Here is a 19,602-nt window from a genome sequence, read left to right on the forward strand (position 1 = left end):
ACTCGAAATCCTTTTACGCGCTTCGGCGGCATTATCCGACAACGAACCATGGACATCGACATCATCTCCGAACAGGAGAACCCCATGTTACACCGGACCGACGTCCGGTTCCGCATCGTCCACGAGGAGGCGACCCCCTCGCGGCTCTCCGTCCGCGACTCGCTGGCCGCGAAACTGAACAAGGACTCCGACGAGGTCGTCGTCCACAAACTGGACACGAAGTACGGGATGCGCAAGACCATCGGCTACGCGAAGGTGTACGACAGCGCCGACCACGCCGCCGACGTCGAGCAGGAGTACATGCTCGACCGCAACAAGATCGGCGCCGACGAGGAGGGCGAGGAGGAGGCTGAAGCCTGATGGCGCGCCACGAGTACTACAACGAGGACGGCACCACCGACAAGCAGACGTGTCCGCGCTGTGGCGACACGTTCCTCGGCGACTACGGCGACCGGCTACACTGCGGCAAGTGTAGCTACACCGAGTTCAAGTAGACCCCGCCCGGGTCCGATGACCGACCGTTCTCCCGCACCGCTCACCCCCGTTCCAGCCACCGCGCCATGAGCCGCGTGCTCGGCATCGAGGGGACCGCGTGGTGTGCAAGCGCCGCCCTGTACGACACCGCGACCGACGACGTCCGCATCGAGTCGGAGGCGTACCAGCCGGAGAGCGGTGGCATCCACCCGCGCGAGGCGGCCGAGCACATGCGCGAGGCGATTCCGGCGGTCGTGACCCGGGTCCGCGAGGCCGCGGACGACGAGGTCGACGCCGTCGCCTTCTCCCGTGGCCCCGGTCTCGGTCCCTGTCTGCGCATCGTCGCCACCGCCGCCCGGGCGCTCGCGGGCACGCTCGACGTGCCGCTCGTGGGCGTCAACCACATGGTCGCGCACCTCGAAATCGGCCGCCACACCTCCGGGTTCGAGGACCCGGTGTGTCTGAACGCCAGCGGCGCGAACGCCCACCTGCTCGGCTACCGCAACGGCCGCTACCGCGTGCTCGGCGAGACGATGGACACCGGCGTCGGCAACGCCATCGACAAGTTCACCCGCCACCTCGACTGGACCCATCCCGGCGGCCCGAAGGTCGAGGAACACGCGAAACGGGGCGAGTACGTCGACCTGCCGTACGTCGTCAAGGGGATGGACTTCTCGTTTTCGGGCATCATGAGCGCCGCCAAGCAAGCGGTCGACGACGGCACCCCGGTCGAGGACGTCTGCTTCTCGCTCCAGGAGAACGTGTTCGGGATGCTGACCGAGGTGAGCGAGCGGGCGCTGTCGGTGACCGACAGCGACCAGCTCGTCCTCGGCGGGGGCGTCGGACAGAACGCCCGCCTGCGGGAGATGCTCGCGGAGATGTGCGAGGACCGCGGTGCGGAGTTCCACGCGCCCGACCCGCGGTTCCTGCGCGACAACGCCGGGATGATAGCGGTGCTGGGCGCGACGATGTACGACGCGGGCGACACCATCGCCATCGAGGCGTCGGCCGTCGACCCGGATTTCCGCCCGGACGAGGTGCCCGTGACGTGGCGCGAAACGGCACCCGAGCGGTCGCGGGCGGGCGACCCCGACGAGGTGCGGGGCGCGGAGGCGCTCGTGACGCTCGGCGAGCGGGTGCGGAAACAGCGCCGGCCGAAGCGGTATCGCCACCCCGAACTCGACGAGCGCCTGCGGACGGAGCGCACCCGGAGCGAGGCCCGCGTGACGAGCGAGGCGCGCCGTGCGGGCGTCCCCACGCCCGTGGTCTACGACGTGGACGACCGCGAGGCCGAACTGACGTTCGAGCGCGTCGGGCGCGCGGACCTCAGGGAGTCGCTGGTCGAGGAGCGCGTCCGGGAGGTGGCCCGCCACCTCGCGGCCTGTCACGCCGCGGGGTTCGTCCACGGCGACCCGACGCCGCGGAACGCTCGGGTGGGGGAGGACCGCACCTACCTCATCGACTTCGGGTTGGCGTACTACACCGAAGACGTGGAGGATTACGCGATGGACCTCCACGTGTTCGCGGAGGCGCTTTCGGGCACCGCGGACGACGCCGACTCGTTGCAGACGGCGTTCGAGGAGGCCTACCGCGAGGCGGGTGACCCCACCGTCGTCGACCAGTTGCGGGAGATAGAGGGGCGCGGCCGCTACCAGTGACCCTACCGGAAACCCCTTGAGCGGGGCCGTCGTACGCCGGGATATGGCCGACAAACCACAGTCGGGTGAACTGTTCGGAATCCCGTACAACTTCGAGCGCCCGTCGCTCGGCCGGATGCTCTCCGCCTACTGGCAACCCGGCGAGGGAATGCTGGTGAAGAAGCCGTTCGGCATCGGCTACACGCTGAACCTCGCCAACTGGCGCTCGTGGGTCGTCCTCCTCGTCGCGGGCGGTCTCTACTACCAGCAGTCCCAGTCCGCCGGGGACAGCGAGGAGGAGTCCGAGGAGGAACCGGTCGAAGTGCTCGTCGACGACGACTGAGTGGTCGCCGTCGAGACATCCGGCGACGACTGAGTGGTCGCCGTCGAGACATCCGGCGACGACTGAGTGGTCGCCGTCGAGACATCCGGCGACGACCGAGTGGTCGCCGTCGAGACATCCGGCGACGACCGAGCAGTTGGCGGGGCTTCCACGCCCGGCACGGCGGTTTCGACGCGCCTTTACTCCCCTCGCCGCATCCACAGGTATGAGCCTCCGCTACGTCACGACGAACGAGGGGAAGGTCCGCGAGGCCCTCGAATACCTCGACGATACGGTCACGCAACTCGACTACGACTACCCGGAGATACAGGCCGAGGAACTCGGCCCCATCGCGGCCCACGGTGCCCGCGAGGCGTACGCCTATGCGGGCGAACCGGTCATCGTCGACGACGCCGGTCTGTTCATCGAGGACCTCGACGGGTTCCCCGGCCCCTACTCCGCGTACGTCGAGCACACGCTGGGCGTCGAACGGGTCGGAAAACTCGCCCGCGAGGAGGGGAGCCTCGACGCGCAGTTCCGCTGTGTCATCGCCTACTGCGACGGCGAGGGGTTCGAGGCGACGCCGGAACCCGTCGACCGGGGCGAGCGCCGCGGGCAGGACCTCGCGGCCGACGACCGCGCGAGCGCCACCACCGACGAGCAGGTGGCGACCGGCGACCTCCCGGTCAAACTGTTCACCGGCGCGGTGCCGGGCACCGTCGTCGAACCCCGCGGCGACGGCGGGTTCGGCTACGACCCCATCTTCGAACACGACGGCAAGACGCTCGCGGAGATGTCCGCCGCCGAGAAGAACGCCATCTCGCATCGCGGGCGGGCGCTGGCGAAGTTCGCGGAGTGGTACGCCGAGCGATAGAGCCGTTCTGCGGTCGCTACGTCCTCCCCGTCCAGTCCGCCAGGTGTGGACAGTCGCGCCTGCACGACCATCCGGTTTGAGGGCGTTCGACCCGAAGCGGGGGGCATGCAGGTGCGCGTCGCCACCTCCGAGGACGCCGAGGCGCTCCCCGACCTCCACAGCGCGGCCGTCGAGGCGTTCGGCCACGGCCACTACACCGACGAACAGGTCGACGACTGGGCGAAACGGGGCGAGCGGTCGGCCGACGACTACCCCGTGGGGGAAGCGGGCGAGCATTTCACCGTCTGCGTGGTGCGACCGGAGGACACACCACGAGACACGCGAACGGCGACCGACGGGAGCCGCGAGCGCCGCGGCGCGGTGGCGGGGTTCGGCCACCTCGCCATCGAGGAACGGGCGGTCCACGCCGTCTACGTCCACCCGGACCACGCGAGGGCGGGCGTCGGCTCGGCCCTGCTCGCGGAACTGGAGGGGTTCGCCCGCGGGCAGGGAATCGAGGCGCTCTCGCTCCAGTCGTCGCTGAACGCCGTGGGCTTCTACGAGCGGAGCGGCTACGAACGCGTCGAGGACGGCGAGAGCCCCGGCGGCCTCCCGGTCATCGAGATGCGCAAGCGTCTCTGAAACCCGAACGGCTACCTGCCGTGGGCCGAACGCCCGGGTATGCAACAGGGCACGGCGCTCGTGACGGGCGCGTCGGCGGGCATCGGGGCGGAACTCGCACGGCAGTTCGCCGAGCGGGGCCACGACGTGGTGCTGGTCGCACGCCGCGAGGCGAAACTGCGGCAGGCCGCCGACACGTACGAGGCGCGCTTCGGCGTCGATGCCCACGTCGTCGCGCAGGACCTCGCCACACGCGAGGGCCGAGCGGCGCTGTACGAGGAGGTGACCGAGCGCGGCATCGAGGTGGACTACCTCGTCAACAACGTCGGCGTCGGCACGCAGGGCCATTTCCTCGATATCCCGGTCGACGACGAACTCCAGCAGGTCGAGTTGAACGTCGCTACCCCCACGCATCTCACCAAACTGTTCGGACGGGGGATGCGCGAGCGGGGGCACGGCGGCGTGTTGAACGTCGCGTCGACGGCGGCGTTCCAGCCGGGGCCGTTCATGGCCGTCTACTACGCCTCGAAATCGTACGCGCTGTCGCTGTCGGAGGCGCTCCACGAGGAGTTCGCCGACGACGGCGTGACGGTGACGGCGCTGTGTCCCGGCCCCGTCGAGACGGAGTTCCAGGCCCGTGCGGACAACGAGGACGCGCCCATCGGCGACCCCGACGCGGGGCTGATGCGCTGGCAGGCCGTCGACGACGTGGCCGAGGCGGGCATCGCCGGACTGGAGAAGGGGAAAGCGGTCGTGGTGCCGGGCATCGAGTACAAACTGCTGTCGATACTGACCCGGCTCCTCCCGCGGTCGGTCACCCGGCGGCTGGCGGCCGACCTGAACCACTAATCGCGGGGGTCGCGGTCCGGTCCCGGGTACGCGCCGTCGCCCACCTCCGGCCAGACGCGCTCGGGGTCGAACAGCGAGCAGAACCCCCGCGGATGCTTGACGCTCACGTCCAGTCGCGAGCGGAGCGACGCGCCCGCCGTCGCCGACCGGAGCCGCGGGTCGAAGGAGAGCAGGTGCGCGGCGTTGCCCCGGTAGGCCGACGCCAGCCCGGGGTGGTCGTCGGCCGGCTGGTCGACCCGAACGCGGAGAGCGTCGAGTTTCTCGCGGTGGTCCGTGGCGAGGTCGGCGTCGGAAAGCGTCGCCACGACTGCCTCGCAGTCGTCGAGCAGGGCATCGGAGGCGACCAACTCGACCCACGAGTGACTCCGCACGACGTCGAGCGCCTCGCGGGCGGGCCCGCCGACCAGCAGGTCGGCCGCCAGCACGTCCGCGTCCGCGACGACGCGGGCGACGTTCGGCCGGTCAGTCATGCGCCCGCCGCTCGGAAAGTTCCGTCTCGATGTCGCCGACGGTCGTCTCGTACCGCTCGGCGCGCTCGAACAGGTCGGCCCATCGCATGCCGTGGACTGTGGCCGGCGACCCCATAAACGACGCGAGGTTTTTGCCCGCCGAGTCCTCACTCGGAGCGTGCGCGAGTTCGACTTCGAGCTGGCGGTGTGTGCCCACCTCGAGCGCGAGGGGCGGCTCGTCGCCCGCCAACTCGCCGGCGGCGTCCACGGCTCGCGGGTGATGGACGTGGTCGTCGTCGAGCCCGGGCCGTCGTTCGACGAGCGGACGCGGCTCACGCCCGAGACGATTCCGCCCGCCCTGCTGGAATCGGACATCGGACCGGGACGGGCACGCCGCCCGGCGACGCTGGTCGGCGACTCGGACCGCGCCCGCGCGCTCGTCGAGCGCGGCGTCGAGGTGGGTTACCTCCAGCGGGAGCGCCGCGACGGCCAGAAGCGGGTGCGGGCGACGGCCCGCTACCCCGACGACTGGTTCGGCGGACTGGTCGGCATCGAGAACAAGCCGGAGCTCGGGCGGCCGGGCGACCTCCGGTTGCAGTTGCGCAAGGACGTCTCGCTGGCACTGTTCGACCGGGTGGTGCTCGCCACCCTGAGCCACGTCACCGGCGCGCACCTGAACCGGATTCCCGACGAGGTGGGCGTCTGGCGCGTCGACCCCCCGGAGGGGTACGAGGTGCTCCGGGAGCCGACGCCGCTGGCGACGGACGAGCCGGGCATCGAAGTGGTCGATACCCACCCCGAACGGGCGGATGTGCGGCCCGTCACGGCCGGGGAGAAGCGCCGCTATCGGCGCCGCGTCGCCGAACGCGCCTACGGGAAGGGGTGGCGGGTGCCGTTTCCCGACTGCCCCGCGGTCGAGGACCGGCCCGTCGCCGGCGTGCCGGGACTGCCGTACTGCACTCGCCAGGAACGGTACGTCCGTCCCGCCGACGCCTGCGACTGCGAGGGGTCGGGGCCGGAGGTTGACACGCGGACGCTACGGGCGGCTCACTCGCCGTGGGTGCGTGACCCCGAGGGGACGGCGCGGCGACAGGCCGCGCTCGACCGCTTCCGCGAGTGAATCCGGGAAAGCATTTACCCCGGGCGTCGTGAGTCGGGGTATGCGCCGCCTCTCGGTCCTCGTCGCGCTCCTGCTGGTCGTGCCGGCAGGCGCGACGGCCGCCGCCAGCGTGCAGTCGGACGGAGCGCCGTGTGTCGGAACGATGGACGAACCCGCCCGCGGCACGACAGTCATCAGCGTGCAGGGTGCCCGCGGCGGTGAGAAGACGCAGGCACGGCTCGTCGGCGTCGGCCCGCGCGGGAAGGTCAAGTGGGTCCACGACGGCCCCGATGGGCTCGTCTGGGGGTACGACGTCGACCCGATGGAGAACGGCAACCTGTTCGTCGTCGGGACCGTCCGCGAGGGGGGCCACGGGAAGACCGTCTTCTACGAGTTCAACCCCCGGACACAGGAGCAGGTGTGGACCGAGACGGTGAACATCACCGACACCCACGACGCCGACCTCCTGCCCGACGGTCGCATCGCCATCGCCAACATGCGGAACTACGACCACGCGAACGGAACGAACGACGACCGGCTGGTTATCTACAACCGGACGACCGACACGTACGAGGAGGAGTGGCTGTTCCGCGACCACTACGAGCGGGACACCGGCGGCGACTACGTCGAGGACTGGACGCACGTCAACGACGTCGACCGGGTGAACGGGAGCCACTACCTGCTGTCGCCCCGGAACCTCGACCAGGTCATCCTCGTCGACATCGAGACGGGCGAAATCGAGTTGAAGCTCGGGAGCGACAACGAGTGGGCGACGATGAAGCGCCAGCACAACCCGCAGTATCTCGAAAGCGAGGAGGGGCGACCGACGCTTCTCGTCGCCGACTCGGACAACAACCGCATCGTCGAGTACGAGAAACGCGGCGACGGCTGGGCGGAGACGTGGTCGCTTGGCTCGGGTGCGACCATGGAGTGGCCCCGTGACGCCGACCGCCTCGCGGACGGCAACACGCTCGTCGTCGACTCGCGGCACAACCGCGTGATGGAGGTCACACCGGACGGCACCGTCGTCTGGGAGGTGTACTCGCCGTGGCTGGTGTACGACGCCGAACGCGTCAGGGTCGGCGACGACGACGTGCGCGAGGGACCGACCATCGCGGACATGGGCGCCGAGGGCGACTACTCGCTGTCGAACGCGCCGCTGTTCTCGACGGCCGACCAGGAGGCGTGTGCCTCGACCATCTCGAGCGTCGGCCCCGACGAGGTGCGCGACGTCTCCACGGGGAACGGAACGGCGGCGACGCCGACACCCCCGACGCCGACCCAACAGCCCGGATTCGGGCTCGCGGCGGTGCTGACGGCGCTTGCGGCGGCGGCACTTCTCGTGCGGCGCTGACCCCAACGGCCTGTTCATTCAGGGGATGGGACTTTGTCCCGGCCTCCGGAACAGGTCGCCCGATGGACGACTACCGGGGCTCCGACGGACGGAGCTACGACGAGGAGGACGTGTGGACCCGCCTCGAGCGCGGCGAGTGGTCGGTCTGCTGTTTCGACCCGGAGACGGGACTGGAGGTAGTGGAGACGGCCGACGACGAACTCCTGTTTCTGACGCCCGACGGCCGCGAGTCGCCGACGGTCGCCGTCGAGAGCTAAAGCGAGTACCGCTCGCCGTCGACCGCGAGGTCGTCGTCGAACGCCTCGTCGGCGGGGACGAAATGCGAGACGTGGACGACCCGCGTCTCGTCGGCGTTCAGTTCCTCGCCCAGTTCGCGTGCCCCCTCGATGGTCATGTGCTTGGTGCCGAACGTGCGGGCCGTGCCGTCGGGCCCGTGGTGGTCGCCGCCGCGGGGGTGGTACTCGCAGAGATGTGCGGGGACGATGCCGTCGGCCAGAAGCAGGTCCGGGTCGGCGAGCGCCTCGCGCGAGCGGTCGGGGACGTCGTAGTTCGTATCACCGGTTATCGACAGCTTCGCGCCGGTCTCCGGGTCCTCGACGACGACCCCGTAACAGACCAGCGGCGGGTGGACGACCGGGACGAGCCGCACCTCGAACCCGCAGGCGTCGAACGGTTCGTGGGGCGCGTGCGGCACCGTCGTCACCGCGTCGAGGTAGTCGTACTTCTCGGTGACGGTGTCGGCGACCGACTGCCCCGTCTCGGGGTCCGTCTCGTCGGCCGCGTGGACCGACACGTCCGACAGCAGGCGGTAGGCGTTGCCGAGCCCATCGAGGTGGTCGAAGTGGACGTGCGTGACGAGTATCTCGCTGGGCAGTTGCACGTCGTGTTCGAGGAACTGGTGGCGGAAGTCGGGCGAGGCGTCGACCAGAAGCGAGCGGTCGGTTCGGTCGTTGTGGACGTGGACCGAGAAGCGCGTGCGCTCGACGCCCAACTCGCGGGCACGCTCGCAGGTGTCGCAGTCGCACCGGGGCGTCGGCGTTCCCGTCGTGTCCCCGGTTCCCAGAAGCGTGACCTCCATCGACAGGAGTCACGCGGCGCGTGCGCCTAAACCCCGCGGTCGGTCGGGAGCCAGCCGACGACCTGGAGATGTCGGTAGAGGCCGAACAGCCAGCAGCCGACGAGCGCGACCGTCACCGCTGCCAGCGGCACCGGGAACGTCGCCGGGCGAGTGAGCCACACCAGCGCGAGCAGGAGGCCGAACCAGCCCGCGAACCCCGGCCACTCGGGGACCGACTCGTTTGCGACCGACATCAGCCCGTATGGAGCCCGCAGTCCGGACACCGGTTCGTCGCCGCGCCGTCGTCCCACGCCATCGACCCGGTCGAACAGGCGGGACACGGAACGGTACTCGAACTGGACACGTTTTCGACCGTTGCGTTCAACGTGGACGTGCTTTCGAAGACAGACATCACAGTAGACGTGTGAACGCAATTTCGGATAAATCTTTTCTGTATCAGAACTATATGGTCGCAAAGGTCCTAGAACAGAGAGGTAAAAACGAGATGTCTGAACAAGCGTGAAACAGAAATCGAGTCGCCGAGGTCCCGCTCCGGTCGCCGCCAGAGGCGTCTTCCGTGTTCACCCCACCGGCCCGTCACAGCCGGTGCAGACGTTGCCCCCGGTCGTCTCGTCCCAGACGAGCGTCCCCTCCAGACAGTCCGGACAAGGTGCGTAGTTCGCGGAGTTGAACGGGCGGTTCGTACCGAACGTGGAATCGTCGACCGACATTACATCGACAAATGTCCACCAATACCGCATAAATATTCTCTATTAACTACTAAATCCCCTATCTACCCCTAGAACATGTGCCTAAAAGCACTGTTAGTGAAACGCTTATCCATCAAATGTCGCCGACCGCGCGCGTTCATCGGCATCGGGTTTGCGACGCTGGACGAGTGAGGAGCGCTGGACGAACGGCGTGCGTCAGTCGTGGTCGTGGTCGTGGTCGTGTCCGCCGTCCCCGGCCACCAGCGCGTCGGTGTCGCTCATCATGTCCATATTCTTGAGGTTGTCCCGTTCCTCGAACCCCTCGATGGCGTCGCGGATGTCGGCCTGGGTGAGCGTCGTCCGTTCCTCTGTCAGGGCGTCGAGGACGGCCTCGCGGAGCACGAGTCGCAGGTCGCTTCCCGTGAGCCCCTCGGTGAGGTCCGCGAGTTCGTCGGGATCGAACTCCTCGACGTCCATCCGCCGGGTGACGATACGGAGGATGTCGGCACGCATGTCCCGGTCCGGCTTCGGGAAGTTGACGATTTCGTCGAACCGGCGCCAGGCCGCCGAGTCGAGTTCGTTCGGGTGGTTCGTCGCCCCGATGAGGAGCACGTCGTCCTGAATGAGCGAAATCTCGTCGATGGACTTCAGCAGGGTGTTGACCGCGCGCTTGATGGCGGCGTGCTCGTCGGAGGAACGCGTCTTGGCGACGAAGTCGAACTCGTCCATGAACAGGATGCACGGCGAGAGCCGTTTGGCCACCTCGAACGTCTTGTCGACGTTCTTGGCCGTCTCGCCGAGATACTGGCTCGTTATCATCGACAGCTTCACCTCGACGAACGGGAGGTCGAGCTGGTGGGCCAGCGCCCGCGCCACGCTCGTCTTCCCGGTGCCCGGCGGGCCGACGAACAGGAGCTTACCGATCTCGCGCAGGCCGATGCGCGCGAGGTAGTCGCGGTGCTCGATGGCCTTCATCACCTTCTCTATCTCGTCTTCCTGGTCGCTGGTGAGCACCAGTTCGTCCAGCGTCATCTCTATCTCGTCGGGTGCACGCACCTCGACGAGGTCGAGCATCTCCTCTTCGTCCTCGTCGAACATCTCCTCCAGCAGGGAGTCGATCCACACCCGGTCGGCGTGGATGGGACGGTTCGCCTGCCGGGCCTGCTCGTACTCGACGCCGAACTCCTCGCCGTACTCGTACGCGAGCGTCGGGTTCTCGGCGACCCGGTCGGCGTCGAGGCGGTCCAGCAGCCACTCCTCGGCCATCTCCTCGTCGGTGAAGTCGATGGAGCCGGAGAAGTCGTCCCGCTCGGTGAACATCAGCCCCTTGACCGCCTCCCACGGGCGCTCGACGCCGGTGGCGGCGGCGGCGTTGGAGTTCGTGGTCGTGAGCGGGCGCTCGACCTCGCCGTCGGTCCAGAACACCCGACGGTACTGGGGCGGGAGGTCCCGCTCGTCCAGCTCGGTGGCGTCGCTGTAGACCCGCGCGGTGAGGAGAAACTCGACGACATCGACCTCGGGACTGCTCATTCTCCCCGACGTACGGACTTGCGGGCTATAAGGGCGTCGTCACGCGCGGAATCCGCCGGCGTCGTTACCGCTCGGTAACCTACAGCCCCGGCAATGCTTACAGCAACAAGCGGTGAGACGAGAGAACTTAACACGAAGGACACCGATTCCCGGCGTATGAGCGACTCGGACCCAGTCGTCGTACAGGCGTGCCGAACTGCACAGGGGAAGGAGGACGGCGTGTTCGCCGACGTCCGTAGCGAGGACCTCTCCATCGCGCTCATCGACGAGATGCTCGCGGAGACGGGACTCGACGGCGAGGACGTCGACGACCTGATGTGGGGCTGTGCCCAGCAGCGGAGCGAGCAGGGCAACAACATGGCGCGGGTCATCGCGCTGATGTCCGACCTCGGCGAGAGCGTGCCGGCGACGACCATCAACCGCTGGTGTGCCTCCTCCGCGCAGGCCATCATCTCCGCGTCGGACGCCATCCGGGCCGGCCAGCGCGACTGCATCATCGCCGGTGGCGTCGAGAACATGTCCCGCGTCCAGATGGGCCAGAACAACGAGATTCACCCCGGACTCAACGAGGAGCACAACGTCGCCTCGCTCCAGATGGGGATGACCGCCGAGGAAGTCGCCGAGCGGTTCGACATCTCGCGGGAAGCACAGGACGAGTACGCCGCCCGCTCCCAGCAGCGCGCCACCGCCGCCACCGAAGAGGGCCGGTTCGACGACGAAATCGTCCCCGTCCAGGGCCACGACGACGACGGCGAGGAGATAACCGTCACCGAGGACGAGGGCATCCGCCCCGGCACCACCGCGGAGAAACTGAAGGGGCTCCCGACGGTGTTCAAGGCCGACGGGACCGTCACGCCGGGTAACGCCTCGCAGATTTCGGACGGCGCGGCCGCGACGATGGTCACCTCGCGGGCGTTCGCCGAGGAGCACGACCTCGACGTGCTCGCGGAGGTCGGCAACAACGCCGTCGCCGGCGTCGAGCCCGAAATCATGGGCATCGGCCCGGTGCCCGCGTGCCGACAGCTGTTCGAGCGGTCGGGCACCTCCGCGGAGGACTACGACCTCGTCGAGTTGAACGAGGCGTTCGCCTCCCAGACGCTGTACTGCCAAGACCAGCTCGGCTTCGACGACGACATCTTCAACGTCAACGGCGGCGCCATCGCCATCGGCCACCCGCTGGGCGCGTCGGGCGCGCGCCTGCCGGTGACGCTCATCCACGAGATGCACAAACGCGGCGCCGAAAAGGGTCTCGCCACGGAGTGTGTCGGCTTCGGGCAGGGCGCCGCCATCGAGTTCTCGCTCCCGAACTGACCCGCGTCGCGGTTCTCGATTTTTTCCCGCCGGCCAGCCCTGCGGCCGCGCCCCACGAGACGACCCTCTAGAGACCACTTTCCGGCCAGCGGTGACGCGGCGGGAGACTGCCGAACGCCTGCCGGATTCCGACCGGAACGCGCCCGGATACGTACCGAACAACGTCGGATGAGTTCCGACTGCTCCCCGGGGAGCGAACCGTTAAGCCGTCCGGCCCGTAGGAGCGGGTGAATGGTACGTTGTGGTTACGACGGCTGTGGCTGGTGTGCCATCGCGCCGACCGAGCGGGCCGCACGCGAACAGTACGCCGACCATCTGGTCGCGGAACACGCCCGCGAAGTCGACGCCGACCTGCCAGCGGGGACGGTGCAGGTGCGTCACGGTGACGACGCGGAGTGGCGGACCGTCCCGGTCGAGGAGGCGCTCGGCTACCACGACAAGCGATCCGAGTGAGCGGCGGCGTTCCGGCCGGCGTAAGCCGGGGTGAACGCCCGCAAGCGGTCAATAACTACCCGCGACGCTATCGCAGTCACGGCCGGTGTTCCACCGATGACACGCGAGCTACAATGTCCGGACTGTGAGTTCATGATCCGCTCGGAGTCGACCGACCAGTTGGTCGAGATGGTCCAACAGCACGCCAAGGAGAGCCACGACATGGAGATGTCGCGGTCGGACGTGATGGACATCGCGCGGACGGTCTGAACCCAGGCCCAGGCGCCCTCCCGGCCCGGACGACCCCTAACCGTTTTGCTGGCGGCCGGTGAGGTTCGAGCATGCACGTCGACGGGTTCGAACACGCCGCGGGCGAGCACTGCGGCTCCACCTCCCTGCGTGACCTCTCGGAGCACTACGGCTGGGGGTTCACCGAACCGGAGTGTTTCGGCCTCGCCTCCGGGCTCGGGTTCACCTTCTTCGAACTCTCCCGGTCGCCGTGGCGCATGTTCGTCGGCCGCCCGATGTGGCTCGAGCGCGCGTTCTTCGACCACCTCGACATCCCACACACGGAGCGGGAGGGCGACGACTGGGCGACGGCGTGGGAGCAGGTGACCGACCGCCTCGACCACGGCGACCCGGTGATGGTGTTCGTCGACCTCTACTACCTCGACTACTACGAGACGGACACCCACTTCGCGCCCCACTCGCTTCTCGTGGTGGGGTACGACGAAGAGAAGGAAGCGCCCGACGGGTCGACGGGCGTCGCCTACATGGCCGACTCGGAGTTCGACGAGATACAGGAACTGCCGCTCGATTCTCTGCGCGATGCGTGGGCCTCGAAGGACGTGATGCCGCTCCACAACCGCTGGCTCGCCGTCGACGGTCAGCCTCGACCCGACACGGCCGCCGCGGTGCGGGAGGCGATGACGGAGACGGCCGCGTACATGCTCGACCCCGAGAGCGCGGCACGCGAACTCGGCTTCGGGACTGCCGGCCTCGCTGGCATTCGCGCGCTCGCGGCGGACCTTCCCGAGTGGACCGACCTCCCGAACCCGGCGTGGGCCGCGCGGTTCGCCTACCAGAACGTCGAGCGGCGCGGCACCGGCGGCGGCGCGTTCCGCGGCCTCTACGCCCCGTTCCTCGACGCCCGCGAGACGGACGTCGACCTCGCGGGGTTCGCCGACCGGATGCACGCCATCGCCGACGACTGGACCGCGGCGGGCGAGGTGCTGAAAGCGGCCAGCGAGACCGACGACGCCGACGAGCGTGCGGACCTGTTCGCGGCGGCGAGCGAGCGGGTTACCGACATCGCCGACACGGAAGAACGGTTCTACGAGGACGTGCTCGACGCGCTGGCGTAGATTCAAGGAGGGGAAGGCGGCCACCGCCCCCGTGACGTGAACGTCGTCGCGGCAGGCCGAGGCGGGTGTGCGGTCCACCTGCCGCGACTCGGGGCACGGACCGCCTGTTCGCCATCAGGGAGTCGGGTCGGTTAAGTCGCTACTCGCTGACCGTCGGGTATGGGAGTCGAGTGGCTGTTCGAACACATGCCGTTCGCCGAGCATCTCGGCATCGAGGTGACCGCCGCCGAGGACGGACACGCCGAGGGACGCCTCCCGCTCCGGACCGAGCACTCCTCGAACCCGGAGCGGATGGTCGCGCACGGCGGCGTCGCCTACGCGCTGGCCGACACCGTCGGCGGCGCCGCGGTCATCAGCGAGGTGCAGGACGTGACGCCGACCATCGACATGCGCATCGACTATCTCGCGCCGGCGACGGGGGACGAACTGCACGCGTCGGCCGACGTGACGCGGCTCGGCAACAGCGTCGCGGCCGTCGACGTCGCTGTCACGGACGGCGACGGGACGGACGTGGCGACGGCCCGCGGCGTCTACAAGACGGGCGGCGGCGAGGGCGAGACGGCGTGGGTCGGCGAGGAGTCGGACGCCGACGCGCTGGAGTAGGTCAGTCGTCGGCGGGGGCGGCGTCCGACGCCGAGACGTTCGCGTCGGGGACGGTGCCGTCGTCGTTCCAGCCGCGCAGGTCGTAGTAGTTCGACAGTTCCTCGCTCAGCCCCGCCAGTTCGTAGGGGAGCGCCTCGTCGTCGGCGCGGTCCATCCCGCGCTGGTTGTTGAAGTGTCGCTCCAGTTCGACGATGCGCCCGCCCACGTCCATCAGGTCATCCCAGTCGGCCTCCAGCAGGCGCTCGAATCGCTCCTTCGTCATGTTCGAGTAGGCGAACTTGCACAGCACCCCGGAGTCGTGGACGGCGTTCTTGTTCTCCTGCTCGACGAGCCGGTCGGATTTGCCGGCGACGCCGTCTGAATCGAGCGCCTGGTCGGGCGCGACCAGCGGATACTCCAGTTGGTACATCTCGGCGTACATGTGGTCGGCACCGCGGTTCGAGGTGGCGAAGGAGAGCCCCTGGCCGTTGAGCGTGCGGCCGTCGTGGGCGGCGAACTCCATCCCCTTCATCGTCCAGTTCTCGACGCCGAGTTCGTCGTGGAACCGGTCGATACCCTCCGCGAGCGTGTCGCCGACGCCCTCGCGCCGGGAAATCTGCTCGATGAGGTCGTGGACCAACTCGGCGTTGCCCATCTCGTCTTCCGCCCAGAGATACGCCGCGATGGCGTCGCCACAGGAGATCGTGTCGAGCCCATGCTGGTCGCACAGTTCGTTCGACTTCATCAGCGCCGCGAAGTCGTCGACCATCTGGTTGGAGCCGAACGACATCATCGTCTCGTACTCGGGGCCTTCGGTCTCGAGGCCGCTCTCCTCGTCGCGGGTGGGGAGCTTGCACGCGAACGCACACTGCGAGCAGGTGCCCTTCTTGTACTTGTGGTCGATGACCGCCGCGGAGCCGATGTCGTCGACGGCGTCGTACTCCAGTTCCTCGAAGTAGCGGGTCGGGAGCGCGCCGACGGCGTTGGCGTAGTCCGACACCGAGACGGTGCCGGCGTCCTTCATCGGGGAGCCGGACGTCGCGGCTTCCTGGTGAATCTCCGAAGCGAGGTCCTCGTCGATTGCCACCTCGGGCGCGGAGTCGCCCTCGAACGTGAGGAACTTCACGTTCTTCGAGCCGAGGACGGCACCGAGGCCGCCGCGGCCGAACGCGCGCGACTCGGAGGTCATGATGGCGGCGTACCGGACGAGGTTCTCGCCCGCCGGACCGATTACCATCGTCTGCTCGGCGTCGACGTCGTGCTCGGCGTCGAGATACTCGAGAACGTCGTCGACGATGGCCCCCTCCAGGTCGGAAACCGTCTCGAACTCCACGCCCTCGTCGGAGACGTGCAGGCCGACGAGTTCGTCGCTCGCGCCGGTCAGTTCGAGGGCCGCGTAGCCGGTGTCGACGAACGGCCGGGAGACGAAGCCGCCGGCGTTCGACGACAGCAGGCCGTCGGTGAGCGGCGACAGTCCCGTACAGGACATTCGGCCGGTGTAGCTCATCCGCGAGGTCTGGAGCGGCCCGGCGGCAAACACCAGGCGGTTCTCCGGGCCGAACGGGTCGGCGTCGAACGGCACGCGGTCGTGGACGAGTTTCGTGCCGACGCCCCGGCCGCCGACGAACGACTCCAGCACGTCGTCGACGTCGGTTTCGGTCGTCTCGCGAGCGCCAACGTCGACGGACAACAGCGGTCCTTCGGCGTGAATCATCTACACGATGGTTCGACCCGGCACCCTTGAATCTGCCTCCCTCCGTTCGCGGCGGGTTTTAACGCTCGCCGGGATGACAGAAGTCCATCGCCTCCCGCACGGAGTCGTGCTGGCCGATGACGGTGATGCGGTCGCCGTACTCGAACGTGAAGTCGGCCTCGGGCACCTTCGTCTCGCCGTCGCGGGCGACGACCGCGATGAGACAGCCGCCGGGAAGTTCCGGCCCCACCTCGCGGACGGTGCGGCCCACGAGCTCCTCGCTCGTCACCTCTATCTCCTGAACGTCGCCCGCCTCGCCGACCTTGCTCATCCAGTCGGCGAGCGCCGGCCGCTCGATAGCGTTGTCGATGGCCTGTGCGGTCGCCAGCGCCGACGAGATGGTGCGAACCCCGAGGTCCTCGAACGCCTCCACGTTGTCCGGGTTGTTCGCCCGGGCGAGAATCGTCTCGACGTCGAACTTCGAGGACGCCAGTTGCGCGACGAGCAGGTTCACGTCGTCGTCCCCGGTGGCGGCGACGACGATGCGGGCGTTGTCCGCACCCGCCGCCCGCAACACCTCGGTGTCGGTGCCGTCGCCGATGTGGACGGTGTGGCCCCCGTTGCGGGCCACCTCCACCTGTGTCTCGTCGTCCTCGATGATGACGACGTTCTCTCCGCGGTCTTCGAGGCGTTCGGCGAGCGACCGGCCCACCTGCCCGCCTCCGATTACGAGTACACGCATGGGTATCACGTCGAGCGTCTTTGCGAGTCGGCGCGCGAACCCGCCCTCGAACACGACGGTCGCCAGGATGACGAGGAACACCGTGCCGACGAGCAGGGTCGCGCCGGAGTCGAGTTGCGCCGCCTGTGCACACAGCCCCGCGACCTCGCCGGTCGGATTCGTCGTACAGACGTTGGCCGCCGTCGCCGTGCCGCCGGCCAGGTCGGCCGCCTCGGTCCGCAGTTCCGTGGCGCGGTTCTGGAGTTCGACGGCGAACAGCGTCGCCACCGACGCCGGGATGATGCCCCGGGGACCGACGAGGCTCATGAACACCTTCTCACTTCTGGTGAACCGGTCGCCCATGAGCGAGAGGAAGACGAGCGCGGGGCGGATGACCAGCGCGACGGCCACCACGAGAACGATACCCGCGACGCCGAGTTCGAGCAGGTCCTCGAACCGCAACAGCGCCGCGAGCGCGATGAACACGAACGAGAGGACGACGAGCGTCACGTCGCCTTTGAACTCGGAGATATCCTCCTCGTAGGGCACGTCGAGGTTGCCGAGGATGATACCCGCGGTGGCGACGGCGGCGACGCCGGCCTCCTTCGCGATGAAGTCGGCGGTGCCGAACGCCACGAGTGCGCCAGCGAGCACGAGCAGGCGGGCGTTCTGCGGGGCGTTGCCCGGCGAGAGGTCGACGTACCTGAGCAGGTACCAGACGACCGCCGCCACCAGGATGCCGACGAACACGCCGATACCGAGCCGTTCGGCGAACAGCACCAGAAACTCCTCGGGGTTGGTGTCGCCGGCGACGATGATTTCGAAGACGACCACCGCGATGATGGCCGCCGTCACGTCGTTGACGATGCCCTCAGTTTCGAGGGCCGCCTCGACGCGGTCGCGGACGGGAACGACCTCCAAGATGGGCGTGATGACGGTCGGCCCCGTCGCCACCAGTAGCGCACCGATGAGGAAGGAGACGTCCCACGGCGCGTCGAACGCGAACTTGGTCACGGCGCTGGTCGCCACCAGCGCGATGAACGCGCCGACGGTGACCAGTCGGATGTTCTCGGCGGGCGCCTGTCTGAGTTTCTCCGCCCGCAGGTGGAACGCCCCCTCGAACACGATGATTGCCACGGAGAGGCCGACGATGGCCGGGAGCGCGTTACCGAACGACGTTCGGGTGACGAGCCCCAGCCCTTCCGGCCCGAGCGCGATGCCGGCACCGATGAGGAAGATGATGCTCGGCACCTCGAACCGGTCGGAGAGTATCTGGGCGCCGACGCCGAGGCCGATGATGGCTGCGACCAGCGGAATCAGGTTGCCGGCGCCGCCGGCCATCGGAACACCTCCATCACGTCGTGGGTTGGGTCGGCCCCTACATTAAACGTCCGCACTCATATCGTGAGGTTTCAACGTCGATTACGTATTCCGAAGCAAAGTCGTTCGATTTGCCGGGGAGCATCGGCGACAGAGTGAAACAATCGTGCAGAATAGAGAGCCGGAGATATGGACACCGACGAACACGCGCGGGTTCGATGGGCGAACGTGGGGCGAGTGACCGACGCGGCGCGGGCGCTACTCCGCCTCGCGATCGTCGAGGTAGCTCAGCACGCCGCGGGAGTTCATCGCGGCCTCCGCGGTCGCCTTCCGCTCGGTCCAGACGTCGTCCATCTCCGTAGCGGCGACGAAGTGGTCGACGACCGCGTCGTCGTCGCCGAGTTCCTCGCGTTTCGCTGCGACGGCCTCTACCCAGTCGGTGAGCGTCCCGACGTACTCCGAGAGCCGGTCGTCAGTCGGTGCGGGGCCGTAGTGGGTATACAACAGCGTCTCCGGGCCGATGGCTCGAAGCATGCGCACGTCCGCGAGACACTGCTCGAAGTCGAAGTTCGGCGGCGGTGTCGTCGGCTTCACCGCGTCGATGGCGGGCACGTAGACGCCCGCGGCGTCGGCGACGTAGACGGCGTCGTCGGCCGGCGAGTGGAACACCGCGTGGTGGGGGGCGTGGCCGGGCGCGTCGTGGACGACCAGTTCCCTATCCCCGAGGTCGATGCGGCTCCCGTCGCGGACCTGCCGAATCCGGCGGACGGGGACCGGCTCCGGCTCGACGTAGTACCTGAACTGGTCGCCGACGGCCCGCTTCGTTCCCTCCCAGAGCCGCGAGGGGTCGACGAGGTGCTTGGCGCCCCGCTCGTGACACACCACGTCGGCGTTCTCGCACTCGGCGGCGAGATAGCCCGCCCCGCCAGCGTGGTCGAGGTGGACGTGGGTCGGCACGATGTACGACAGTTCAGCAGGGGCGATGCCCAGTTCCTCGAGCGCCGCGAGCGTGTTCTCGTAGTTCGCCCCGATGCCGGTGTCGACGAGGGTGGGCTCCGGCGCGTCGACGACGTACACCGCGCCGAACTCAGCGGTGTCGTACATCCCGGTGTCGAGATAGTAGGTGTCGGACACCGACCCGGTCGTCACGCCGTACACGTCGCCGATTGCCATGTCCGGGTGTCGACACTCGGGCTACTAAAGTCGCTGGTCGGCGGCGGGTGG

General features: G+C 68.5%; 23 protein-coding genes. 15 read left to right on the forward strand and 8 right to left on the reverse strand.

Annotated elements, in window-relative coordinates; genetic code table 11:
- Positions 1–48 precede the first annotated feature (48 nt).
- The 7 genes from NL112_RS02015 to NL112_RS02045 all read left to right on the forward strand — a co-directional run bounded on the left by NL112_RS02015 (position 49) and on the right by NL112_RS02045 (position 4,756).
- Positions 49–360, forward strand: a complete 312-nt coding sequence (locus NL112_RS02015) for a 30S ribosomal protein S24e (protein WP_255150959.1) — start codon at positions 49–51, stop codon at positions 358–360.
- Positions 360–494, forward strand: coding sequence for a 30S ribosomal protein S27ae (locus NL112_RS02020; RefSeq protein ID WP_255150960.1), 135 nt, complete (start codon positions 360–362; stop codon positions 492–494). The genes NL112_RS02015 and NL112_RS02020 overlap by 1 nt, the downstream gene beginning before the upstream one ends.
- Before the next feature lie 66 nt (positions 495–560).
- On the forward strand, positions 561–2,132 hold the full coding sequence (locus NL112_RS02025; RefSeq protein ID WP_255150961.1) for a bifunctional N(6)-L-threonylcarbamoyladenine synthase/serine/threonine protein kinase: 1,572 nt from the start codon (positions 561–563) through the stop codon (positions 2,130–2,132).
- 43 nt (positions 2,133–2,175) lie between these two features.
- Complete coding sequence (locus tag NL112_RS02030; RefSeq protein ID WP_255150962.1) at positions 2,176–2,454, forward strand: DUF5808 domain-containing protein; 279 nt, start codon at positions 2,176–2,178, stop codon at positions 2,452–2,454.
- A gap of 205 nt (positions 2,455–2,659) precedes the next feature.
- Entirely contained in the window at positions 2,660–3,307 is a 648-nt protein-coding gene (locus NL112_RS02035) for a non-canonical purine NTP pyrophosphatase (protein WP_255150963.1), read from the forward strand.
- A 105-nt stretch (positions 3,308–3,412) separates the two neighbouring features.
- Complete coding sequence (locus NL112_RS02040; RefSeq protein WP_255150964.1) at positions 3,413–3,928, forward strand: GNAT family N-acetyltransferase; 516 nt, start codon at positions 3,413–3,415, stop codon at positions 3,926–3,928.
- 39 nt (positions 3,929–3,967) lie between these two features.
- Positions 3,968–4,756 (forward strand): SDR family NAD(P)-dependent oxidoreductase, encoded by a 789-nt coding sequence (locus NL112_RS02045; protein ID WP_255150965.1) that lies wholly within the window; start codon positions 3,968–3,970, stop codon positions 4,754–4,756.
- Here NL112_RS02045 and NL112_RS02050 read toward each other — a convergent pair.
- Positions 4,753–5,226, reverse strand: a complete 474-nt coding sequence (locus NL112_RS02050) for a DUF7384 family protein (protein WP_255150966.1) — start codon at positions 5,224–5,226, stop codon at positions 4,753–4,755. The genes NL112_RS02045 and NL112_RS02050 overlap by 4 nt on opposite strands.
- Positions 5,227–5,383: 157 nt before the next feature.
- On the opposite strand from NL112_RS02050, the gene NL112_RS02055 reads away from it, so the two are divergent.
- From NL112_RS02055 to NL112_RS02065, 3 genes are all read left to right on the forward strand, one after another.
- The gene (locus tag NL112_RS02055) at positions 5,384–6,325 is read left to right on the forward strand and encodes a DUF5787 family protein (protein ID WP_255150967.1); all 942 of its coding nucleotides are present in this window, start codon (positions 5,384–5,386) and stop codon (positions 6,323–6,325) included.
- A 40-nt stretch (positions 6,326–6,365) separates the two neighbouring features.
- Complete coding sequence (locus NL112_RS02060; protein WP_255150968.1) at positions 6,366–7,658, forward strand: aryl-sulfate sulfotransferase; 1,293 nt, start codon at positions 6,366–6,368, stop codon at positions 7,656–7,658.
- 62 nt (positions 7,659–7,720) lie between these two features.
- Positions 7,721–7,915 (forward strand): hypothetical protein, encoded by a 195-nt coding sequence (locus tag NL112_RS02065; RefSeq protein WP_255150969.1) that lies wholly within the window; start codon positions 7,721–7,723, stop codon positions 7,913–7,915.
- Here NL112_RS02065 and NL112_RS02070 read toward each other — a convergent pair.
- The 4 genes from NL112_RS02070 to NL112_RS02085 all read right to left on the reverse strand — a co-directional run bounded on the left by NL112_RS02070 (position 7,912) and on the right by NL112_RS02085 (position 10,955).
- Positions 7,912–8,736, reverse strand: coding sequence for an MBL fold metallo-hydrolase (locus tag NL112_RS02070; protein WP_255150970.1), 825 nt, complete (start codon positions 8,734–8,736; stop codon positions 7,912–7,914). The two genes, NL112_RS02065 and NL112_RS02070, sit on opposite strands and share 4 nt — an antisense overlap.
- 26 nt (positions 8,737–8,762) lie before the next feature.
- Positions 8,763–9,056 carry a hypothetical protein gene (locus NL112_RS02075; RefSeq protein ID WP_255150971.1) on the reverse strand — a complete coding sequence of 98 codons (294 nt, stop codon included), beginning with the start codon at positions 9,054–9,056 and terminating at the stop codon, positions 8,763–8,765.
- 240 nt (positions 9,057–9,296) lie between these two features.
- A complete protein-coding gene (locus NL112_RS02080; protein WP_255150972.1) occupies positions 9,297–9,446 on the reverse strand; it encodes a hypothetical protein in 150 nt (49 codons plus the stop codon).
- Between the two features lie 195 nt (positions 9,447–9,641).
- Entirely contained in the window at positions 9,642–10,955 is a 1,314-nt protein-coding gene (locus tag NL112_RS02085) for an ATP-binding protein (protein WP_255150973.1), read from the reverse strand.
- Between the two features lie 156 nt (positions 10,956–11,111).
- Here NL112_RS02085 and NL112_RS02090 point away from each other — a divergent pair, with 156 nt between their 5' ends.
- From NL112_RS02090 to NL112_RS02110, 5 genes are all read left to right on the forward strand, one after another.
- Positions 11,112–12,266, forward strand: coding sequence for a thiolase family protein (locus NL112_RS02090; protein ID WP_255150974.1), 1,155 nt, complete (start codon positions 11,112–11,114; stop codon positions 12,264–12,266).
- A 231-nt stretch (positions 12,267–12,497) separates the two neighbouring features.
- Entirely contained in the window at positions 12,498–12,719 is a 222-nt protein-coding gene (locus NL112_RS02095) for a hypothetical protein (RefSeq protein WP_255150975.1), read from the forward strand.
- A gap of 96 nt (positions 12,720–12,815) precedes the next feature.
- The gene (locus tag NL112_RS02100; protein ID WP_255150976.1) at positions 12,816–12,968 is read left to right on the forward strand and encodes a DUF1059 domain-containing protein; all 153 of its coding nucleotides are present in this window, start codon (positions 12,816–12,818) and stop codon (positions 12,966–12,968) included.
- A gap of 71 nt (positions 12,969–13,039) precedes the next feature.
- Positions 13,040–14,062, forward strand: coding sequence for a BtrH N-terminal domain-containing protein (locus tag NL112_RS02105; protein WP_255150977.1), 1,023 nt, complete (start codon positions 13,040–13,042; stop codon positions 14,060–14,062).
- 159 nt (positions 14,063–14,221) lie between these two features.
- Complete coding sequence (locus tag NL112_RS02110) at positions 14,222–14,665, forward strand: PaaI family thioesterase (protein ID WP_255150978.1); 444 nt, start codon at positions 14,222–14,224, stop codon at positions 14,663–14,665.
- A gap of 1 nt (position 14,666) precedes the next feature.
- On the opposite strand, the gene NL112_RS02115 is transcribed toward NL112_RS02110, so the two are convergent.
- The 3 genes from NL112_RS02115 to NL112_RS02125 form a co-directional block, all read right to left on the reverse strand.
- A complete protein-coding gene (locus NL112_RS02115; protein WP_255150979.1) occupies positions 14,667–16,358 on the reverse strand; it encodes an aldehyde ferredoxin oxidoreductase family protein in 1,692 nt (563 codons plus the stop codon).
- A 58-nt stretch (positions 16,359–16,416) separates the two neighbouring features.
- The gene (locus NL112_RS02120; RefSeq protein ID WP_255150980.1) at positions 16,417–18,399 is read right to left on the reverse strand and encodes a cation:proton antiporter domain-containing protein; all 1,983 of its coding nucleotides are present in this window, start codon (positions 18,397–18,399) and stop codon (positions 16,417–16,419) included.
- A 237-nt stretch (positions 18,400–18,636) separates the two neighbouring features.
- Complete coding sequence (locus NL112_RS02125) at positions 18,637–19,551, reverse strand: MBL fold metallo-hydrolase (protein WP_255150981.1); 915 nt, start codon at positions 19,549–19,551, stop codon at positions 18,637–18,639.
- Positions 19,552–19,602 lie beyond the last annotated feature (51 nt).

The organism is Halorarius halobius (genome assembly GCF_024298865.1).
GTDB lineage: Archaea > Halobacteriota > Halobacteria > Halobacteriales > Haloarculaceae > Halorarius > Halorarius halobius.